The organism is Burkholderia singularis (assembly GCF_900176645.1).
Classification (GTDB): domain Bacteria; phylum Pseudomonadota; class Gammaproteobacteria; order Burkholderiales; family Burkholderiaceae; genus Burkholderia; species Burkholderia singularis.
The window spans coordinates 15,066-36,024 of the sequence record NZ_FXAN01000080.1 but is presented as its reverse complement, the minus strand read 5'-3'; the positions used below and the strand labels follow the sequence as shown (position 1 = coordinate 36,024).

The following is a 20,959-nucleotide window of genomic DNA, read 5'->3' as shown; positions in this document are numbered from 1 at the left end:
TCAGGTGTGGGCGCTGGACACGACCTACATTCCGATGTCTCGCGGCTTCGTGTACCTGACGGCGGTAGTGGACTGGGCGAGCCGCAAAATCCTCGCACAGCGCGTAGCAATCACGCTGGAGGCGATGCATGCCATCGAGGCGCTCGAGGAAGCGTTCGCGCGCTACGGGCAGCCCGACATCGTGAACACAGATCAGGGCAGCCAGTTCACGGCGAACGCCTTCACCGAGACCGTGCTGGGTCGAGGCATCCGATTGTCGATGGACGGCAAGGGAAGCTGGCGCGACAACGTGTTCGTCGAGCGAGTATGGCGCAGCATCAAGTACGAGGAGGTTTATCTGAAAGCGTACGAATCGGTCAGCCACGCTCGGCGCTCCATCAGCGAGTACATCAGCCTGTACAACCGGAAACGGCCTCATTCGAGCCTGGCGGATCAGACGCCGGATGAGGCATACTTCGCGACGCTGTCTGCGATTAAATCGGCAGCATGATCGCCCCGGACGTTCCACTTAAAAATCTCAGAAAACTGTCCGAACGAGCGAGGCCACCTCTCCTGGTCGAGTTGGAGAATCTGTTTAAGTTTTTTGATGACCCTCCTGCGCTATTGAACGATATCCGGCCGGTGCATGTTCGGCAGTATCTGACGTGGCGGATGGAGCAGGCGAAGGCGTGGTACGTCGAGCGGTGTAAGCCAGTGCCAGAGAAGGCCGGCCATGTTCGAGCGAACCGAGAGGTCGCCTTGTTTTCGCACATCTTCAATTTCGCCCGTGAGCATGGATTGACTGATGCGACCAATCCGAGCACTGGAGTACGGCGGAACAAGGAAACAGGTCGGAACGTGTACGTTGAGGATGACATGTTCCAGAAGGTGTGGGAGGTGGCCGATCAGCCGTTGCGCGATGCGATGGATCTCGCCTATCTGACCGGACAGCGACCGGCCGACACGTTGAAATTCGATGAGCGTGATATCAAGGATGGCGAACTATGGGTCGAGCAGGGTAAGCGTGGCAAGCGACTACGGATTTCGGTTACGGGCCGTTTGGCCGATGTCGTAGAACGAATCCGTGCTCGTAAGAGGGGATATAGGGTTGTTAGTACGGCACTGGTGATAAATGAAACTGGCGGGCGATTGATGGCCGACGCGCTCCGGTTTAGGTTCGATCGTGCGCGCGAGTTGGCCGGGGTGTCGAAGGATCTGTTCCAATTTCGCGACCTCCGGGCGAAAGCTGGGATTGACAAGACGGATGCTGTTGGTGATATTCGGGTGGCGCAGCGGCAGTTGGGGCATAAGTCGTTGGCCATGACCGAGCACTACGTTCGTGAGCGTAAGGGCGATCGCGTTGAGCCGACGAAGTGAGCGGCAGTGCTGGAGGGTGCCGATGTCGGACTTTCGCGTGCGAAAGTATGCGGGGTGACTTTCGCGTGCGAAAGTATGCGGGGTGACTTTCGCGTGCGAAAGTATGTGGGGTGACTTTCGCGTGCGAAAGTATGTGGGGTGACTTTCGCGTGCGAAAGTATGTGGGGTGACTTTCGCGTGCGAAAGTCGGCTGCCGTTCTTGTAAGAGCCTTGGGAGCGTTAGATCAGGCGGTTTCGAAGCCCTCTCCGAAGCTCATTTGTGCTGCCGCTGGCGGGAGCGGTACTTCCCACGTTAAAACGGCCTTGAGTCCGTTGTCAGTGGCGCGCTTTGCGAGATTCGTATCGCCTGTATAAATCGTGAGCGCGCCGTGTACTTTGGCGATGGCGATAATCTGGCGATCAAACTTCACCTTGGCCTTGGTTTCGCCGTCCGAAAGCCGCTTTTTGTTTTTCGACTCCCCATCCTCCAGCAGCGCACATTCGATGGCTGAGCGTTGGTCAAATGCCGCGACGAGGAAAACGCGAGACGAGGCGAAAATGCCTAGGCGCCTGTCTTTGTCGGGGCCGCCTTGTACCAAGTACTCGGCAAGTACTGGTGTGGGAATGAGGACCCGTTGCTTGGACGAACTGAGCGTACCAATCAGATGATTTATCCGGTCAGCACAGCGATCGAGTTTTTTGCCCGTCGCCGGGTCGATCGGTGGCGCATATGAATTGTCGAACGCAAGCGCAAGGAACGAGGTATCAAAGACGACCATTGTTAGTGGAGTCCATCATTGTCGCCCCGGGAGGCGTTGATATATGCGTCTATGTCGTCAAGCTTGCTCCAGTCGGTAGCGTGGAGCCGTCGTAGTCGATCGGTGGTTTCCTGCAGAGTGTCGTCGTCAAGTACGCTGAAGCTTGTGACTTTCAAGTGTTCGAGATTCCAACTGCCGTCTTCCAAGCGTTCCCATTTCGCGTCGCCGTGCATCCGTAGCACGGGGCCTTTGTACAGATATGGCGCTAGTTCTTGGGCAAGTTCGCGAGTGGTTTCGCAGCGCCACGAGTGCCCTTCTTGATCGATCACCGTTGCATGGGCGCTGCGGTCTCGGCCGCCGATTCGAACCAGTTCGCCGTCAATGGTGGCTGGTTCAGTGAACGGACCGAAGGTAAGCGGTTTGGGTAGTTCCTTGCCTGGGAACCGAAGCACTACGGCGATGGAGTCTGCGCCTGCTGAGCGGCGACGTAGCTCGCCGGTGGCATTGTCGTCACGAAGTAGAGCATTCAGCTCGTCGTAACTTGCAATGACGTCGTTTGCTGCTTCGCCTTTGTCGAGTTTTGAGATCCGTTCCGAGACATGCCGTGTGGCCTGTCGGTCGACATTCATGACAGGGATCGTGCTGCCTTCCTGTAAGCGGTCGAGGTGGACATTCGGGCTGTTGCCGAACAGCTTTGCAAGGGCCGCAATGTACTTGGCCAGCCGCTCCATCGGGATCGTGGCTGGCGAGTAAGCCCCTATGCTGAATTGATATTCGTCGTGGTCATCCATGATGTCCACCCTTGGTATCTGAGTCATTTAGCCGAACCACAGCTTGGTGGGGCCGTGGTACGTCGTGGCCGTTTTGACTCAGGATATCAAAGCTGGCTCGGTAGATGGCCAGATTTGTGGTTTTCGGCTGACTGTTTGCGGAGCGAAGCCGCTTTTGCGGAGCAAAGAAAAAGGGCTCAGCTTGCGCTGAGCCCTTTCTACATTTGGTGGCGAATCAGGGAACTTCCGGGCTTTTTGGAAATTTCCTGATAAATCAACAACTTGCCATTCTGGCGGGTGGGTTTGCGAATGAAGAAGTGACGCACCTAGTGTCACACGTTCGCCTCCCAAACAGCAAGTACGGCAGTCAAATGGGACTGTATCAATCTAGCACTGGTCGTCGCCGTCCCTAGGAGTATTACCGCTCCTGCCCAGCCCGCCGCTTGGTGTCTGTTACGTCATAATGGCGTGACAATGATTGCTACTCAGGGGGAGTCGTGGGAGTCTTTGATCTGTTTTCTAAGCGTCAGAAGCGTGCACGAGGGGAAATGCCCGACGTCTATGTTTACGACGAGCTGCCACAGCCGTTGCGGGTGCAAATAGTTCATATCATACAAGACGCGTTTGGTATCGATCCCCCCTATCAATCCGATCATTCAAAAAAAGCCTACGAATTCGTAAAGCAGGCTTTGTGTCGAGAGTACGGTGTGTTCGAATTAGTCAAGCACGCTAGATCTGATCAAGAATCCGTTTTTAATTTCTTTCTGGATGAAGGGTCAGTCGAGCGGGCTCTTGATGTGGTAGAGATTTGTTTCAAAGTAATTCAAGTATTTATCGAGGGAAATTGGTCTTACAAGCACAACACCGAGAGAAAGATTGAACCGGAAGACGCTGTTTCTGAGTTGAATGAGCGTTTTAAAGAGCATGGGGTGGGCTACCAGTTCGAGTCTGGTGAAATCATCCGAGTTGACTCGGAGTTTTTACATGCTGAGGCGGTCAAGCCAACGTTGGCTATCTTGCGTGATAAGGATTTCGCAGGTGCAAACGAAGAATTTCTGAAAGCCCACGAACATTATCGGCATGGGCGTTACAAAGAGTGCCTTGTTGACGGATTGAAGGCATTCGAAAGTACCATGAAGACAATTTGCAATCTTCGTGATTGGCCAACTCAGCCGACAGACACGGCGAAGAATCTGATCGCTACCTGTATGAGCAACGGGCTATTTCCTGCATATTTCGAATCACAGTTCTCTTCTATTCGCTCGTTGCTCGAAAGCGGTGTTCCTACCGTCCGAAACAAGAATGGCGGGCATGGGCAGGGCTCCGCTCCTGTTGCGGTGCCCGAATACTTGGCTCGCTATGCGTTGAACCTTACGGCGACAACTATCTTATTCATGGTCGAGGCGCATCAAGCTACGAAGTAGCTCATATAGCGGTTAGCTTGGTGTGACATCATATTGCTCCGACGTCGACGCTCGCCCATACTTCACATGTCATACGAACAAGATTTTCGGTCAACGATTCGGGGGTGGGTATGTCGCTCGATTGGGATTTGGTGAGCAAGCTGCTTTTTCCGATTATTACGGCACTTGTCGTTGCCGCAATCGGAAAGCGCATGGAGAACAGGCCAAAGGTGGTCACATATATGGCACATGCTGCGGGGTTTAATCTTCCACCGACCCAGGCCCCGCAACTTTCAGGGGCAAGCGATCAGCAGGATAGCCAAGGCCAACCGGCGACGACACAGCCGGGCACGCCCGGTGCGCAAGTAAATGTTCATAGCATCATCGTCAGAAATACGGGGAAGAAAACAGCTTTCAATGTTCGTCTAGGGCACAACTTGCGAATTTCGCATTATGTTATCGAGCCACCGATTCAACACGAAAGCAAGGTGTCAGATACGGGGGGCTGGGAAATCCTTGTGCCAGCGCTTGTTCCGAACGAACAAATTATGGTTTCCTATTTATATTTCCCGCCGCTTACGTGGCATCAGATAAATTCGTACACAAAGTCAGACGAAGGCATAGCTCGCTATCTAAATGTGTTCCCGACACCGCAGCCGCCAAAATGGCTGGTAAGAAGCTTTGTTGGAATTTTTTATATCGGTGTTTTGGCGATTTCTCTGGCCGTGGTGGTGGGGGTGCAGTGGATAAATAAAGTTACTCATTTAATTGGAATGATAAAATGAGGTCTACCCAAGCGAGGACCGTCGAGCGGGCCGATCCTCGCTTGTCTATGTAGACTAGTAGGAGTGGTCCGCCGATACCTTGCGAATCTTGCGTATGAGCAGGAAGGAAGGCAGCACGCACACGAAAGACAGCAAAAAGAAGAATTTTCCGACTGCGGTATCTACGTGCAAAAGCGAAAAGACCATAAACAGAAGGCATGCAACCGAATAGCTGTATAGCAATGCGAGACTTTGACGGAAGGTTTGGCCGTCGTCCTGAGTAATTGCAACGATAAGGGGGCGGAATAGCCAGCTAATTACCCACAGCTTGCACGGACCTTCTCGTTGGAATTGGCCTCGCAAAATTATGTCTAGATTGTGCTTTATTGCCACCTTTTTGAGGATTTTGCCTTCTATCTTGATATAGGTATAGATTCGCCAAGTTCCGTTTGGCTTACTCGGCCCAAGCTCCAAATCATTACCAGTGTACGCTTGCATTTAAATCACCTTCCAGATTCAAAGAAAGCACCAAAAGGTGCTTTCCCTTGGGTTGTTGATATTAATTCGTTACCCACATGCCAACGTAGCCCGTTTTTGTCGTGTCAGTGGGAATGCCTCGCTCCACAATGAGCGACTTGGTAGCGGAGCCTGAACCAATCTTGTAAGCCGTGAAATAGGTATTGCTGTTGGTAGACGAGACTGCACTACCAGATAGAAGAGCACTGAACTGAGCGGCCGTGATAGCAGCCGTACCGTTGTTAAAGGTCACGTTCCCACTGCTATCCACTGTCAGGCTTGCCGTTGAGGAATCTGGTGCAGAATTTTGACCTTGAGGATTGCCCGCCGTGCTTTGATAGGAGCAGTCCTCAATGTTGTAAAGGGTCTGTCCTGCCAAATCAGCGGCATTGGTGACTTGAGTAGCTTGATTGGTGCCGTCGCTGGTGCTGATTGCAGCCCCGACATAACGGCTCTTCGTTCCAGTCCCAACCGTGCCACCAGAGGGCAGGGAATCGCACAGCATGATTACACTGCCGCTTGCACGGTTAGTAATGTAGAAACCTGTAGCCGACATGCTGCCTTGGGTGGCATCGGTAATCGCTAGCACCGTGCTACCGCTGTCCAATGCCAACGTACCGCCGTTGGCCGTGGCACTGGATACCGTTCCAGCACCACCAGACAGAGTAGCTTGGGTACCGTACTTGTAGAGGCTGTATTGGGTCGGCTTCAGGCTGGAAGCTGTCGTCGAGCCCGCATTACCACCAGACGAACTAGAGCCGCCAGAGCTTGAGCTACCGCCGTTGTTGCTGGTGCTGGAATCCCCACCGTTACCACCTCCGCATGCCGCCAGTACGGCAACCGCCCCGAGAAGCACCACCAAGGTTTTTGCTTTCATCATGTCCCTTGTTAAGCCATTGATTTCAAAAGGAATCTACAGAAATAGTCTCAAATCGACTATTCTGAAACGGACTATAGCATGGGGCAATGCTCTATGGTCAACGGTACGAGGGGCTACGGCATGTCCTAAAGCAGGTACGGAAGGACGCTGGCCTGACACAGGTACAACTTGCTGAGAAACTCGGCAGGGGGCAGAGCTACGTCTCCAAGGTAGAACGGGGAGAGCAATATCTTGACGTGCTGGAGTTCGTGGAATGGTGCGAAGCGTGCAATACACCACCCGAGCATGTAATCGGCAAAATTTGAATATCGCTATTGACAATAGGCTGATACTCGTTATCATTAATTCGTCGCTGGTCCGCTCCTTAAAAAAGTTTTGACATGATATGGGCCATTCGACGCATTAAAATCAATGCGAAATTGCCAGCTGAAATGCTGGCAATTTTGTTGCTCTTGACAAAAGCGAATTATTTCGTAAATTGGTGATATTGATTTTATGCGTCGGAGAATTGGCGGCTCTTCTCTGGGACTTGTTCCCGTCAATTAAAAAACTCTCTCGATTCAAATCAATCAGCAGTAGCCTACAACAAGGTCGTAATGCAGAAGCTCGTATAGCCAAAATTGACTGCCATTGACGATAAATCGATCCGTAGGAAAGTTTGCAGCCCGACAAAAATTTCATAGGGCAAAGCCGATAGAATGGGAATGTAGCAAAACGGCAGGGAAGACAATCAGCAGACCCCGCTACAGTGAGAGTAAACCTCACGAACTGCAATGTAGGAATGGTTACTCAATTCCACCCGATATGAGGGGCGATAGCAAAACGGTAAGGCCGTGCTACCCGATTTAGGAAAAGTCAGGACTGGCAATTTTTTTGCGGGTTAGGGTAAGACTTTTCCGAAAATCGGGCGATAGCACGGTTTCGGGAAAGGCAGAACAAGTCCTTGAATAAAAATCTGTACAGTAGAGATATATACCCGTAGGGTACAGAGTACAGTACAAATTCTATATACAGAGAATAGTACCCGTAGGGAGGATTAACGATAGTTAATCTAAAATGACGGCGGCCCCTTAAATTGAGTTTTTTCTCTGCTACTGCCTATGCTGGGGTATGGCCGAATCGCCTGAAACAGTGCTGCCAGGTTCGTACTTCATCCGCATTTCTGCAAGTTGTTCGGCCAGCAAGGCATTCTGTTCAAGTAGGTATTCCGTGACCTGAATGTCCTGTAGCCGTCCATTGATTGCCTCTTTGTACACTTCCTTTACTTCGGATACTTGATTGAGTTCCAGGGCTAGGTGCTTTCGTTCCTCAATCAATTCCGTTTGCAGTTTGTGAAAGTTGAGCTTTGAAAATTCGCGGTATATTTTCCGCTCCCGGAGCGTTCTTTTAAGAATTGGGTAGAGGAATTCGTAGATTTTTCTTCTTATCACGTCAATAGAAAGTCGCTCCCCGATACTCAGCTCGATTCCATTGATAACTTCGCTAACTTGGTCTGCATAACTGCGTGCCATAATTCTGTCCACGGTGCGATAGAAGTTCTTCATGGGAACGTGCTTAATCCTTGATCCTTTGGCTCCACGTTTCAACCCAAATTTCGCGTTGTTTTGTGCAAACCGAGTTTGCAAGTCAGCAAGGTACTCTGGATTAATGTTGCGAGAGTTGAGAGACCAAGACTCTTTGAAGAAATCGCCCTTCTGGTTTCGGTATTTTTTTACGGATTTGGTCTCAGTTGAGACAAAAAAGTGTATGTGAGGTGTCTTCTCGTCAAGGTGTACGACACCGAACTTGAGTTGAGTTCCGAATTCGCGTTCCATGAATCGTACCTGCTCATCTGCCCACTTTCGAATGAAATCGTTTGACTTGTTCTTGAAGAACTCAGGTGAGGCTGTGGCGACATATTCGTATGCAAGCACGTTTCCCTTTTTTTCTTTTACTTCCAAGCTGGTGTAGTATTCGCCTAATTTCCTCTGAAAATCCGTCGCTTCAGTGCTATCTGTAGCCAAAGGATTGTAAAGAATTTGATTCAGGTGCGAGCGGCTGGAATCGACATTTCGCTGCGTTCTGAGTCGTAGATTGTGCTCGGTGGCTTGCGTAATTGCTGACCTGTCCTTTAGTTTTTTGGTTCTCAATATTGCATACATAGCTGTGGCTCTTTCGTTTTTATTTTTCTCCCGCCACTATTAAGCGTAGCGTATATTTTGACGCAGTCAATGATAAGCAGCCGGAGGCTTCTTATCACCTACTATGCAAACCCACTACGCTACGCTCCGGGGTTTACGTAGGCCAAAGGGTTCCCCTTTGGATTCCCAAGAGCAAAATCAAAACCCGGACCTTGGGGAATTTCCCCAATCCCCTTTCCGAATGCCAATAAAAAATGCCACCTTGTGGTGGCATTCTTTCTTGACACTCGGCCTGAATTTTTCTTCTCCTCCGTGCCTATCAAATTTGATAGTTGACACGAGGAAAATAAGTGTTACTACTTCGCACCGTTAGTGCCAGTTTTTGATTGGATACTCCAATTTATCGATCACCTCTTTGAGAACGTGGATTGGCTTTTTCTTCTGGTAGTTCACGAAGTGGGGCGAAGATAGGTCCAGCTTGGCCTGTTCATAGTGTCCCACCAACCCCATGATAATCGCGGGGTGCAGGTTCAGATTCGTCAGCGAATTGATAAAATTCGAGCGAAGCGAATGAAAGGTTTTTCTGTCGTCGGTAATCTTCAGCAGGTCCAGATAGTCACCAAAGCGACGCGAAATATTTTTCCCAAAGCCATTTTTTCCTCCCTCAGTTGGTAGCTTGTCAGGGAAGAAAACCATCTCATAGCCGTTCTTTCGGCTGGCTTTGGTCTGTGCCAAGTAGTCCAGGAATTTCGATTCCATTATGGCCTTATGAAAGGGGACCATGCGAATGGAATTCTTGTTCTTCGCTATCTCGGCAGTGATATCGAACACCCATACCCCTTCATGCTGGTGGATATGGTGAAACTGCATACTTGCGAGTTCGTTTTGCCGAACTCCAGAGTAGAGTGCAAGAAAGGGCAGCCAGTGATAATCTGGTGTGTCCATAAACGGGCGATAAGCAACCTCATTGAAAATGGCTTGCAAGTCTTCCGTGCTCAATTCCTTGTATGAGCGGACCTGCTGTTTCAGCTTTGCCTTGTTTGATATCTTGGTCTTTTCAAAAGGATTGGTGGCAAAGTATAGGTTATTACCTATCGCGTATTCAAACAAGGACCGGAGAAAAGATAGTCGCGAGTTAATAATGCTGGCTGACTTTCCTTCGGCAAGAATACGGTTCTTGTAACTCACCGCTTCATTTGCGGTGTATTGGTTAATGTCCAAGTCACCAAAGAAGCCTTGGAACTCGTTGTAAATGCGCTCCTTGTCGTACAGCGTCTTGGGCACATTGTCCAACTTCTTCTCAACGAGATAGAGCTCCACCACCTCGCTGAATGGTTTGCTCTTGGGTGTAACCCGTTCCCCTTGGGGCATGCCGACAGGCAGACTTCCTGAAGAGGCCCGCGACGAGTGAGCCAGCACGGAGTTGATAGCTTCCTGTGCATACCTCTCTCGAAGGCCGAGCCGGTCCAAGACGGCGGATATGGTGTCCAAATCGTCGGCTTTGACTTCGGTGAATTTCACTTCGCCTGTGGGACTGATCTCCACTCCCAGCTTCCGTATGGCGTCGAGGTCGAAATCTCGAGTGGACATTGCTAGTTCCATGTTGGCACGTAGGGCCAGCAGTCTAGCAATGCGAAAATCTTTTGTCCCCAGAGAGAGGCGGGTCTTGACCTTGTTGCGAATGATTCGCAGGTAGTAGACCCCGTGACGGGACTGGTAGAGGCGGGGTAACTTGTGCATGTGACACACCAAGTGACCCACCGAATAGCAAAAGGGCTCTGCAACCTGTTGATTGCAAAGCCCTTTTTAAGTTTGGTGGCGAATCAGGGACTCGAACCCCGGACCTGCGGATTATGATTCCGTCGCTCTAACCGACTGAGCTAATTCGCCGAAGAAAAGTAATTATGGATGGCTGATTTGAACATGTCAACCCCCTTTTGCGGATTTCTTCGAGAACGCGGCTGAGTCCGTCAGCCGTTCCACCCGGCACCACCTGAGAACCTGCTCAGGCAACGCCCGCGACGCCGGCCATTCATCCACGCCAACCCGCCCGCTTTCGCCCGCCGCTCATTTCATCCATCAATCCCGCGAATAAATATCCGAATCCTTGGTTTCCTTGACGAACAGCAGCCCGATGACAAACGTCACGAGCGCGATCACGATCGGATACCACAGCCCCGAATAGATGTCTCCCTTCGCCGCCACGATCGCAAACGCGGTCGCCGGCAGGAATCCGCCGAACCAGCCGTTGCCGATGTGGTAAGGCAGCGACATCGACGTATAGCGGATCCGCGTCGGGAACATTTCGACGAGCATCGCCGCGATCGGCCCGTACACCATCGTCACGTAGATGACGAGAATCGTCAGGATGGCGATCGTCATCGGCCAGTTGAGTTGCGCGGGATCGGCCTTCGCCGGGTAGCCCGCGGCCTTGAGCGTCGAGGCGAGCGTCTTGTCGAACGCCTTCGCCTGGTCTTTCGCGTCGCCGGCCTTGCCGTCGTAAGTGTCCACCACGGTGTCGCCGATCTTGATCTTCGCGGCGGCGCCCGCCGGCGCGGCGACGTTCTCGTAGTTGAGCCCGGCTTTCGCGAGCGCGCTCTTCGCAATGTCGCACGAGCTGGTGAACTTCGCCGTGCCGACCGGGTTGAACTGGAACGAACACTCGTCCGGATTGGCGACGACGGTGATCGGCGCTCTTTGCGTGGCGGCCTCGAGCGCGGGGTTCGCGAAGTGCGTGAGCGCCTTGAAGAGCGGGAAATACGTGAGCGCGGCGATCAGGCAGCCGGCGAGAATGATCGGCTTGCGTCCGATCCTGTCCGACAGCGATCCGAACAGCACGAAGAACGGTGTGCCGATCAGCAGCGCGAGCGCGATCAGGATATTCGCGCTCGCGCCGTCGACCTTGAGCGTCTGCGTGAGGAAGAAGAGCGCGTAGAACTGGCCGGTGTACCAGACGACGGCCTGTCCGGCGGTGAGCCCGACGAGCGCGAGAATCACGACCTTCAGATTCTTCCACTGGCCGAATGCCTCGGTGAGCGGTGCCTTCGACGTCTTGCCTTCCGCCTTGATCCGCAGGAACACGGGCGATTCGTTCAATTGCAGCCGGATCCACACGGACACGGCGAGCAGCAGGATCGACGCGACGAACGGCACGCGCCAGCCCCACGCACCGAACGCCTCCTCGCCGATCGACATGCGCACGCCGAGAATCACGAGCAGCGACAAAAAGAGTCCGAGCGTCGCGGTCGTCTGAATCCACGCCGTATAGAAGCCGCGTCGATGCGCCGGCGCATGTTCGGCGACGTAGGTCGCGGCACCGCCGTATTCCCCGCCGAGCGCGAGCCCTTGCAGCAACCGCATCGCGATGAAGATCACGGGCGCGGCGATGCCGATCGACGCGTAGCCCGGCAGGAAGCCGACGACGAACGTCGAGATCCCCATGATCACGATCGTGATGAGGAACGTGTGCTTGCGGCCGACAAGGTCGCCGAGGCGTCCGAACACGATCGCGCCGAACGGGCGGACTGCAAAGCCGGCGGCGAAGCCGAGCAGCGTGAAGATGAATGCCGCGGTCGGGTTGATCCCGGAGAAGAAGCTCTTGCTGATATATGCCGCGAGGGAGCCGGCCAGGTAGAAGTCGTACCACTCGAACACGGTGCCGAGCGACGAAGCGAAGATCACCCGTTTTTCGTCGCTCGTCATCGGCGAGTGCGCTATATGCCCGCCTAACGTTGCCATGAATCGTCTCCAGTTCTTGATATAGATGTCGATGCGGTCCGTCTCGTGGGCGGGCTCGCGTCGGTATTGTTGGAGGGCAAACTTACGGCGTACTGACTGAGTGTGACGGCGGGGCAGGCGGTTTGGGGTCTGTGCAGGCTTTTTTATTTATATTCGCCGATAATTCACCCAATTTCTTTTATTTTCCGTTTTTTGCGCTGGATGGGGCGGATGCCGATCAGGGTAAATCCGGAGGCGGTCGGCGCAGCGCGAAACTGATTCTGACGAGCGTGCCCGCGGCGCGCGGCGACTTTTGATACACGTTGTCGTCGATCGTGAGCGTGCCGCCATGCTGCGTGGCGATCTCGCGGACGATGGCCAGGCCGAGCCCGCTGCCGTCGCCTTCGCGGCCGAGAATCCGGTAGAAGCGCTCGACGACACGCTCGCGCTCGTGAACGGGAATGCCGGGCCCGGTGTCCTCGACTTCGAGATGCGCGGCGCCCGCCGCGCCGTCCGCCCGCACGCGCACGGTAATGCGGCCGCCCGGCGGCGTATAGCGGATGGCGTTGTCGATCAGGTTGCCGAGCATTTCGCGCAGCATCACCGGATGGCCGTCGATGTGCGGCAGCGGGCCGTGATCGTCGCCTGGCCCCTCGTAGCCGAGATCCATCTGTTTCGCGAGCGCGGCCTGCACCCAGTCGCGCACGGCGTCGCGCGCGAGCGACGCGATTTCGACGGCTTCGAACGTGAGGCCGCTTGCGCGATTTTCCGCGCGCGCGAGCGCGAGCAGTTGCGTGACGAGCCGCGCGGCCTGCTCGGAGCTTGTCGCAATTTGCTCGAGCGAGCGCGCGACGTCGGCGGGCACCTCGTGGCGCAGCGCGAACTCGGCTTGTGTGCGCAGGCCGGCGAGCGGTGTTTTCATCTGATGCGCGGCGTCGGCGATGAAGCGTTTTTGCAGCGTGACGTTCTGTTCGAGGCGGGCGAGCAGATCGTTGAATGACGTGACGAGAGGCTCGATTTCGGGAGGCGCACGTTGCGCGTCGACGGGCGACAGGTCGTCCGGGCGGCGGCCGCGCAGGTGAGCCTGCAGCGCGGTAAGCGGCGCGAGCCCGCGCGACAGCCCGAACCAGACGAGCAGGATCGCGAGCGGCAGAATCACGAACTGCGGCAGGATCACGCCTTTGATGATGTCGTTGGCGAGGGCGTTGCGCTTGTCGAGCGTTTCGCCCACTTGTACGAGCACGGGCTGTGCGGTCATCGCGGCCGGGCCGGCTGCGCTCGCTTTTGTGCCGCTCGCCGCGCCGGGCAATGCGACGGTGGTGTAGGCGACGCGCACGTCGTTGCCGCGCAGCAGATCGTCGCGGAACACGACGACGCCGGGTGGCGGGCGATCGTCGTCATGCGGCAGCGGCAGGTCGGCCTCGCCCGCGACGAGTTCGCCGCGCGTGCCGAGCACTTGGAAATACACGCTGTCGACATTGTCGGCGCGCAGCAGATCGAGCGTCGTCTGCGGCAGCTTCAACTCGGCGACGCCATTGACGGCGGTGATCTGCCGCGCGAGCACGTAGGCGTCGGCTTCGAGCGCGCGGTCGAATGGACCGTTCGCGATCGTCTTGGCGACGAGGTAGGTGACGGCGATGCTCATCGGCCACAGCAACAGCAGCGGCGCGAGCATCCAGTCGAGAATTTCGCCGAACAGCGAGCGCGGGCGCGCGCCGTCGGCGGCGTCGGCTTCGTCGGGTGGCGCGAACGGGTTGTCGTAGCGCGAGTCGCGCGCGGCGGATGCCGCGGCGGTCGGGCGGCGCGCGGCTGCCGCGGGACGGGCCGGCGTGGCCATGGCTTGGTCGCGCGTCAGCGCAGTGACGGGCCTGCGGCGGCCTCGGTGCGCGGCTGCGCCGGCGCCGTCGAGTCGCTCTCGGCGGGGGGCGCGGATTTTTCCAGGCAATAGCCGAGGCCGCGCACGGTTGCGATGCGCACGCCGCTTGGCTCGATCTTCTTGCGCAGCCGGTGCACGTAGACCTCGATCGCATTGTTGCTGACCTCGTCGCCCCATTCGCAGAGATGCTCGACGAGCTGCTCCTTCGACACGAGGCGGCCGATCCGCTGCAGCAGCACTTCGAGCAAACCGAGTTCGCGCGCGGACAGGTCGAGCGCGCGATCGTGCGCATACGCGACGCGGCCGACCTGGTCGAACGTGAGCGCACCATGCCGCACGACGGTCGGGCCGCCGCCCGCGCCGCGGCGGGTCAACGCGCGCACCCGCGCCTCGAGTTCGGTGAGCGCGAATGGTTTGGCCATGTAGTCGTCGGCGCCGAGATCGAGTCCTTTCACACGCTCGTCGACGCTGTCCGCGGCGGTCAGGATCAGCACGGGCAGGTTCGAATTGCGCGAGCGCAGGCGGCGCAGCACGTCGAGGCCGGGCAGCTTCGGCAGGCCGAGATCGAGGATCAGCAGGTCGAACGTCTGCATGGACAGCGCGGTGTCGGCGTCGGCGCCGTTCTTCACGTGATCGACCGCATAGCCCGATTGGCGGAGTGACCGGGTGAGTCCGTCCGCGAGTATGCTGTCGTCTTCGGCGATGAGAATTCGCATGATGCGCAACCGATGCCGCTGCCGCGGCGTGGCGCTGCGCGCGGCTGTCTCCGAAAGATACCAGTTGGTGCGCGGCCACAACGAGGGCTTGCACAAACCACTGTTTTTTTATACAGTATCTGCATTCGCGCACCTAACGGCTCATGCGCAGCTTCTGGCCGGGGCGGGTGCGTCTGTATCAGACGCTGCTCATCATAGCAAAGGACGATTCATGGAAGAAAGCAAGAAAGGCTCCGGGCTGACTGCGGAAAAGAGCAAGGCGTTGGCCGCTGCGCTTGCGCAGATCGAGAAGCAGTTCGGCAAAGGGTCGATCATGCGGCTCGGTGACGGCGAGGCAGTCGAAGATATCCAGGTGGTGTCGACGGGCTCGCTCGGCCTCGATATCGCGCTCGGTGTCGGTGGCCTGCCGCGCGGGCGCGTGGTCGAGATCTACGGGCCGGAATCGTCCGGCAAGACGACCCTGACGCTGCAAGTGATCGCAGAGATGCAGAAGATCGGCGGCACTGCGGCGTTCATCGACGCGGAACACGCGCTCGATGTCCAATACGCGTCGAAGCTGGGCGTGAATGTGCCCGAGCTGCTGATTTCCCAGCCGGATACGGGCGAACAAGCGCTTGAAATCGTCGATGCGCTTGTGCGCTCGGGCTCGATCGACATGATCGTGATCGACTCGGTCGCAGCGCTCGTGCCGAAGGCCGAAATCGAAGGCGAGATGGGCGATGCGCTGCCGGGTTTGCAGGCACGCTTGATGTCGCAGGCGCTGCGTAAGCTGACGGGTACGATCAAGCGCACGAACTGCCTCGTGATTTTCATCAACCAGATCCGGATGAAGATCGGCGTGATGTTCGGCAATCCGGAAACCACGACAGGCGGCAACGCGCTCAAGTTCTATTCGTCGGTGCGTCTCGATATTCGCCGGATCGGCTCGATCAAGAAGAACGACGAAGTGATCGGCAACGAAACGCGCGTGAAGGTTGTGAAAAACAAGGTGTCGCCGCCGTTCCGCGAAGCGATCTTCGATATCTTGTATGGCGAGGGTATTTCGCGCCAGGGCGAAATCATCGATTTGGGCGTACAGGCGAAAATTGTCGACAAGGCGGGCGCGTGGTACAGCTATAACGGCGAGAAGATCGGTCAGGGTAAGGACAACGCGCGCGAGTTCCTGCGTGAGAATTCGGAAATTGCCCGGGAGATCGAGAATCGCATTCGCGAGTCGCTTGGCGTTGCCGCGATGCCGCAGGGTGCGGGTTCCGAAGCCGAGTTTCTCGACGAAGAAGAGTAATGCGCAAGAACCGGGAGGGCGCGGTGCCGCATTCCACGGCACATGGCATGCAGGCGGCTTCTGCCGGCAGCGGCCGCGCCAGGCGGCATACGCGCACTGCGGATTCGAGCGACGGGCGGCCAACAGGCCGTCCGGCAGCGGGGGCGTCAGACGATGACGCCCTCGTTTCGTTTGAGCGGCCGGCCGCCCATGAATCGCATGATTTGCACGATTCGCGCGATCCGTTCGCTTTTGCCGATTCTTTCGAGCCGGACGAATCCTTTGGCGCATATGATGATGCGCGCCGGCGCGCGGCCAGCGGTGCCATGGCGCGACCCATGTTTTCGTCGGCGGTGAGCGAGGGTGGTAGTGCGGGCGGCGATGTCTATACGCGTACAAGCCAATCCGTTTCGCGGTCGCGGCGGCGCGCGTCACGATCTTCCGCTATTTCCGTCGAAGGCGCGGGCGCTGAGTGCGCGCCGGCCGTGCAACGCCCCGCGCGCTCGCTGAAGGCACGCGCGATTGCCTATTTGTCGCGCCGCGAATACAGCCGCGCGGAGCTGGCGCGCAAGCTCGCGCCATATGTTGGTGACGGCGATGATCCTCAATCGCTGCTCGATACGCTCGAAACCGAAGGGTGGTTATCCGATGCGCGGTTTGCCGAAAGTCTTCTCCATCGGCGCGCGGCGCGCGTCGGGGCAGTGCGTATCATCGGCGAATTGAAGCGGCATGCGGTTGACGATGCACTCGTCGAGGCGGTGAGTGCGCAATTGCTCGACAGCGAGCTTGAGCGCGCGCAGGCGGTTTGGTGCAAAAAATTCGGCATCGTGCCGCAAACGCCGGCTGAACGCGCGAAGCAAGCGCGCTTTCTCGCTTCGCGCGGTTTCTCGGGTACGGTAATCGCGAAAGTGCTCAAAGGCGATATCGACGAATTCGGCGGCGATTGAGCGCCGCGATGCACGTATCGCTTGTCGTAGACGCATAATTCTGGCGGCTCAGCGGCTCAGCGGCTCAGCGGCTCAGCGGCTCAGCGGCTCAGCGGCTCAGCGGCTCAGCGGCTCAGCGGCTCAGCGGCTCAGCCGGCCCAGCCGGCCCAGCCGGCCCAGCCGGCAGCGCGGTGAATCGCTCCGTGTGTTTCCCGGGCGATCGCATCGCCCGTCATCGCTTCCGCATCGTCCTGCGCCTATCCGCATCGAATTCCCGCCGTTCCTGCTCGATATTGGCCTGCCGTCGCTTGCCCGGATGCCCGGCTGGGCTCCGCGGCGGCGACAGCCGATATGCTAAAATCAATAGGTTTTCGTCTCCGGCTTTATTTCTCCGCATGCCGCTATCCGAGCCCGTTTCTCGTCAGTTGCGCCTTTGCCGCGCAATGCAGGCGGAAGCTCGCGAGCGCGTCGGCCCGCCGGGCATCGAAGCCTGTCCAGTCGCACCCGAATCGCACGATATCGCGCCCGCGTCGAGCATGTTGCGCTCTGACCGATGCGAAGCCCAAGCCTTCCGATCCGCCTGCCGCGTCCTTACCGGAATCTCCCTTTCCCGTCATTTTCGTCGCGATGCTTGCCGGCCGCTGCCGTGCAGCGTGGACCGTATGGCCAATTCGCGTCTGGCCGGCGGGCGCCCGGGCCCGGCGCCGGCAGCCGCGCCCCGCGCGGGCGCGGCCGGTCGCATATTGGGGCGCGCAAAGGCCGCGCACGCCCGCGCAAGCGGCGCGGGGACATGAGCGGGCGGGCGCGCGAATTGCAAGATGTAAGAAGAAGCGATCGTCAATCGACTTTTATTTAGCCAACTCTCAGACTGAAGGAATCACGCATGAAGATTCACGAGTACCAGGGTAAAGAAATCCTGCGGAAATTCGGAGTCGCGGTCCCGCGCGGCAAGCCGGCGTTCTCGGTGGACGAAGCCGTCAAGGTGGCGGAAGAGCTGGGCGGTCCGGTGTGGGTCGTCAAGGCGCAGATTCATGCGGGCGGCCGCGGCAAGGGCGGCGGTGTGAAGGTGGCGAAGTCGCTGGAGCAGGTGCGCGAATATGCGAACCAGATCCTCGGCATGCAGCTCGTCACGCACCAGACCGGCCCGGAGGGCCAGAAGGTGAACCGTCTGCTGATCGAGGAAGGCGCGGACATCAAGAAGGAACTGTATGTCGGCATCGTGATCGACCGTGTGTCGCAGAAGGTCGTCGTGATGGCGTCCAGCGAAGGCGGGATGGATATCGAGGAAGTCGCGGCGAAGACGCCCGAAGCTATCCATAAGGTCGCCGTCGAGCCGGCGACGGGCCTGAAGGATGCGGAAGCCGACGATCTCGCGAAGAAGATCGGCGTGCCGGATGCGTCGATTCCGCAAGCCCGCGCGATCCTGCAGGGTCTGTACAAGTCGTTCTGGGAAACCGACGCTTCGCTCGCGGAAATCAACCCGCTCGTGCTGACGGGCGACGGCAAGGTCATCGCGCTCGACGCTAAATTCAACTTCGACTCGAACGCGCTGTTCCGTCATCCGGAAATCGTCGCGTACCGCGATCTGGACGAGGAAGATCCGGCTGAAATCGAGGCATCGAAGTTCGATCTCGCTTACATCTCGCTCGACGGCAACATCGGCTGCCTGGTGAACGGCGCCGGCCTCGCGATGGCGACGATGGACACGATCAAGCTGTTCGGCGGCGAGCCGGCGAACTTCCTGGACGTCGGCGGCGGAGCCACGACGGAGAAGGTCACCGAAGCGTTCAAGCTGATGCTGAAGAATCCGGGCTTGAAGGCGATTCTCGTGAACATCTTCGGCGGCATCATGCGCTGCGACGTGATCGCGGAAGGCGTGATCGCCGGCTCGAAGGCGGTCAACCTGAACGTGCCGCTCGTCGTGCGCATGAAGGGCACGAACGAAGACCTCGGCAAGAAGATGCTTGCCGAGTCCGGCCTGCCGATCATCTCGGCGGACAGCATGGAAGAGGCGGCGCAGAAGGTCGTTGCCGCGGCTGCGGGCAAGTAACGGGCGCCCCGGCCCGGCGGGAGCGCGAGCGAGCCGCGCGGGCAGGAAAACCGGGGGCGTCCCGGCGTTTTGTCAACGCTCGAGCGCATCAATGAACATGGATGGCGGCGCGGTTATTCTCGCGACGCCGATCGAACAGAGGTCAATACATGTCGATTCTGATCAACAAAGACACAAAGGTCATCACGCAGGGCATCACCGGCAAGACCGGCCAGTTCCATACGCGCGCGTGCCGTGAGTATGCGAACGGCCGCGAGGCGTTCGTCGCGGGCGTGAACCCGAAGAAGGCCGGCGAGGATTTCGAGGGCATTCCGATCTACGCGAGCGTGAAGGAAGCGAAGGCCGAGACCGGCGCGACCGTGTCGGTCATCTACGTGCCGCCCGCGGGCGCCGCTGCAGCGATCTGGGAAGCGGTCGAGGCCGATCTCGACCTCGCGATCTGCATCACCGAAGGCATTCCGGTGCGCGACATGATCGAAGTGAAAGACCGGATGCGCCGCGAAGGCCGCAAGACGCTGCTGCTCGGGCCGAACTGCCCCGGCACGATCACGCCGGACGAACTGAAGATCGGCATCATGCCGGGCCACATTCACCGCAAGGGCCGCATCGGCGTCGTGTCGCGCTCGGGCACGCTGACCTATGAGGCGGTGGCGCAACTGACGGCGCTCGGTTTGGGCCAGTCGTCGGCGGTCGGCATCGGCGGCGATCCGATCAACGGCTTGAAGCACATCGACGTGATGAAGATGTTCAGCGACGATCCGGATACGGACGCGGTCGTGATGATCGGCGAGATCGGCGGCCCGGACGAGGCGACGGCCGCGCAGTGGATCAAGGGCAACATGAAGAAGCCGGTCGTCGGCTTTATCGCGGGCGTCACGGCGCCCCCGGGCAAGCGCATGGGCCACGCCGGCGCGCTGATCTCGGGCGGCGCGGACACGGCCGAGGCCAAGCTGGAGATCATGGATGCGTGCGGGATCAAGGTCACGCGCAATCCGTCGGAAATGGGCCGTCTGCTGAAGGCCGCGCTGTAAGCGCCAGCGCTATTTCGTCTCGCTAAAAACGCCGGCGCTGCCGGCGTTTTGCTATGCTCGTGCAATTATTCCGTAAGATTTCGCCCATTTCTTTTTCTGACGCATCGCTGCGCTTTGACCCATGCTCGAATTTTTTGCCACGCTTCATTGGGGCGCTATCGTTCAGATCGTCATCATCGATATTTTGCTGGGCGGCGACAATGCTGTCGTGATCGCGCTGGCGTGCCGCAATTTGCCGCCGGAGCAGCGGGTGCGCGGCGTGCTGTGGGGAACGGCGGGGGCAATTCTGCTGCGTGTCGTGCTGATCGCGTTTGCGGTGCTGCTGCTCGACGTGCCGCTGCTGAAGTTCGCGGGTGGCGTGCTGCTGTTGTGGATCGGCATCCGGCTGATGGCGCCTGCCGGTGATGGGCACGAGAACGTCAAGCCGGCCGATAGGCTGTGGGAAGCGGTCAAGACCATCGTGATCGCCGACGCGGTGATGAGCCTCGACAACGTGATCGCGATCGCCGGCGCGGCCGAGCAGGCCGATCCGGCGCATCGGCTCGCGCTCGTGATCTTTGGCCTCGTCGTCAGCATTCCGATCATCGTCTGGGGCAGCACGCTCGTGCTCAAGCTGCTTGACCGCTTTCCGGTCGTCGTCACGTTTGGCGCGGCGCTGTTGGGCTGGATCGCGGGCGGGTTGATGGTCAACGATCCGGCCGGCGACCGCTGGCCGCTCCTCGATACGCCCGCCGCGATTTACGGTGCGAGTATCGCGGGGGCGCTTTTCGTCGTTGTCGTCGGCTATGCGCTGAAGCGGCGGCGCGCTGCATTGGACACGACGCATTCGCGCTGAC

19 protein-coding genes and 1 tRNA gene are annotated in these 20,959 nt (G+C 57.7%); 10 read left to right on the top strand and 10 right to left on the bottom strand.

Annotated elements, in window-relative coordinates:
* A partial coding sequence (locus BSIN_RS17755) for an IS3 family transposase (RefSeq protein ID WP_143757487.1) occupies positions 1-490 on the top strand: 490 nt, incomplete at its 5' end.
* Positions 487-1,356: a tyrosine-type recombinase/integrase gene (locus BSIN_RS17750; protein WP_218192428.1), complete on the top strand. Its 870-nt coding sequence runs from the start codon at positions 487-489 to the stop codon at positions 1,354-1,356. The genes BSIN_RS17755 and BSIN_RS17750, both read left to right, overlap by 4 nt.
* Positions 1,357-1,580: 224 nt before the next feature.
* Here BSIN_RS17750 and BSIN_RS17745 read toward each other — a convergent pair whose 3' ends face one another.
* Positions 1,581-2,114, bottom strand: a complete 534-nt coding sequence (locus BSIN_RS17745; RefSeq protein ID WP_089341458.1) for a hypothetical protein — start codon at positions 2,112-2,114, stop codon at positions 1,581-1,583.
* Positions 2,115-2,116: 2 nt separating this feature from the next.
* On the bottom strand, positions 2,117-2,884 hold the full coding sequence (locus BSIN_RS17740) for a hypothetical protein (RefSeq protein WP_143757485.1): 768 nt from the start codon (positions 2,882-2,884) through the stop codon (positions 2,117-2,119).
* Positions 2,885-3,360: 476 nt separating this feature from the next.
* Here BSIN_RS17740 and BSIN_RS17735 point away from each other — a divergent pair, with 476 nt between their 5' ends.
* Both BSIN_RS17735 and BSIN_RS25495 read left to right on the top strand, forming a co-directional pair.
* On the top strand, positions 3,361-4,287 hold the full coding sequence (locus tag BSIN_RS17735; protein ID WP_089341456.1) for an abortive infection family protein: 927 nt from the start codon (positions 3,361-3,363) through the stop codon (positions 4,285-4,287).
* A gap of 104 nt (positions 4,288-4,391) precedes the next feature.
* Entirely contained in the window at positions 4,392-5,051 is a 660-nt protein-coding gene (locus BSIN_RS25495; protein ID WP_143757484.1) for a hypothetical protein, read from the top strand.
* Between the two features lie 54 nt (positions 5,052-5,105).
* Here the strand turns inward: BSIN_RS25495 and BSIN_RS17730 are convergent, their stop codons facing one another.
* On the bottom strand, positions 5,106-5,528 hold the full coding sequence (locus BSIN_RS17730) for a hypothetical protein (protein ID WP_089341455.1): 423 nt from the start codon (positions 5,526-5,528) through the stop codon (positions 5,106-5,108).
* 61 nt (positions 5,529-5,589) lie between these two features.
* A complete protein-coding gene (locus tag BSIN_RS25490; RefSeq protein WP_143757483.1) occupies positions 5,590-6,426 on the bottom strand; it encodes a hypothetical protein in 837 nt (278 codons plus the stop codon).
* Positions 6,427-6,512: 86 nt separating this feature from the next.
* Between BSIN_RS25490 and BSIN_RS17725 the strand changes: the two genes are divergently transcribed.
* On the top strand, positions 6,513-6,731 hold the full coding sequence (locus tag BSIN_RS17725) for a helix-turn-helix domain-containing protein (RefSeq protein ID WP_089341454.1): 219 nt from the start codon (positions 6,513-6,515) through the stop codon (positions 6,729-6,731).
* Positions 6,732-7,517: 786 nt separating this feature from the next.
* On the opposite strand, the gene mobV is transcribed toward BSIN_RS17725, so the two are convergent.
* The 6 genes from mobV to BSIN_RS17695 form a co-directional block, all read right to left on the bottom strand.
* Positions 7,518-8,567 (bottom strand): MobV family relaxase, encoded by a 1,050-nt coding sequence (gene mobV, locus BSIN_RS17720; RefSeq protein WP_089341453.1) that lies wholly within the window; start codon positions 8,565-8,567, stop codon positions 7,518-7,520.
* A gap of 348 nt (positions 8,568-8,915) precedes the next feature.
* Positions 8,916-10,286, bottom strand: a complete 1,371-nt coding sequence (locus BSIN_RS17715) for a site-specific integrase (protein ID WP_089341452.1) — start codon at positions 10,284-10,286, stop codon at positions 8,916-8,918.
* Positions 10,287-10,359: 73 nt separating this feature from the next.
* Positions 10,360-10,436 (bottom strand) — tRNA-Met (locus BSIN_RS17710).
* Positions 10,437-10,625: 189 nt separating this feature from the next.
* Entirely contained in the window at positions 10,626-12,284 is a 1,659-nt protein-coding gene (locus BSIN_RS17705) for an MFS transporter (RefSeq protein WP_089341451.1), read from the bottom strand.
* A 217-nt stretch (positions 12,285-12,501) separates the two neighbouring features.
* Positions 12,502-14,100 (bottom strand): sensor histidine kinase, encoded by a 1,599-nt coding sequence (locus tag BSIN_RS17700; RefSeq protein ID WP_059520573.1) that lies wholly within the window; start codon positions 14,098-14,100, stop codon positions 12,502-12,504.
* A gap of 14 nt (positions 14,101-14,114) precedes the next feature.
* Positions 14,115-14,855 carry a response regulator gene (locus tag BSIN_RS17695; RefSeq protein ID WP_059520619.1) on the bottom strand — a complete coding sequence of 247 codons (741 nt, stop codon included), beginning with the start codon at positions 14,853-14,855 and terminating at the stop codon, positions 14,115-14,117.
* A gap of 211 nt (positions 14,856-15,066) precedes the next feature.
* Between BSIN_RS17695 and recA the strand changes: the two genes are divergently transcribed.
* The 5 genes from recA to BSIN_RS17670 all read left to right on the top strand — a co-directional run bounded on the left by recA (position 15,067) and on the right by BSIN_RS17670 (position 20,958).
* Positions 15,067-16,137, top strand: a complete 1,071-nt coding sequence (gene recA / locus BSIN_RS17690; RefSeq protein ID WP_059520572.1) for a recombinase RecA — start codon at positions 15,067-15,069, stop codon at positions 16,135-16,137.
* Positions 16,137-17,063, top strand: a complete 927-nt coding sequence (recX, locus tag BSIN_RS17685; protein WP_089341450.1) for a recombination regulator RecX — start codon at positions 16,137-16,139, stop codon at positions 17,061-17,063. The genes recA and recX overlap by 1 nt, the downstream gene beginning before the upstream one ends.
* Positions 17,064-17,910: 847 nt before the next feature.
* A complete protein-coding gene (gene sucC, locus BSIN_RS17680) occupies positions 17,911-19,092 on the top strand; it encodes an ADP-forming succinate--CoA ligase subunit beta (protein ID WP_308410722.1) in 1,182 nt (393 codons plus the stop codon).
* Between the two features lie 149 nt (positions 19,093-19,241).
* Positions 19,242-20,123 (top strand): succinate--CoA ligase subunit alpha, encoded by an 882-nt coding sequence (gene sucD, locus BSIN_RS17675; protein WP_089341449.1) that lies wholly within the window; start codon positions 19,242-19,244, stop codon positions 20,121-20,123.
* 121 nt (positions 20,124-20,244) lie between these two features.
* The gene (locus tag BSIN_RS17670) at positions 20,245-20,958 is read left to right on the top strand and encodes a TerC family protein (protein WP_059520567.1); all 714 of its coding nucleotides are present in this window, start codon (positions 20,245-20,247) and stop codon (positions 20,956-20,958) included.
* Position 20,959 lies beyond the last annotated feature (1 nt).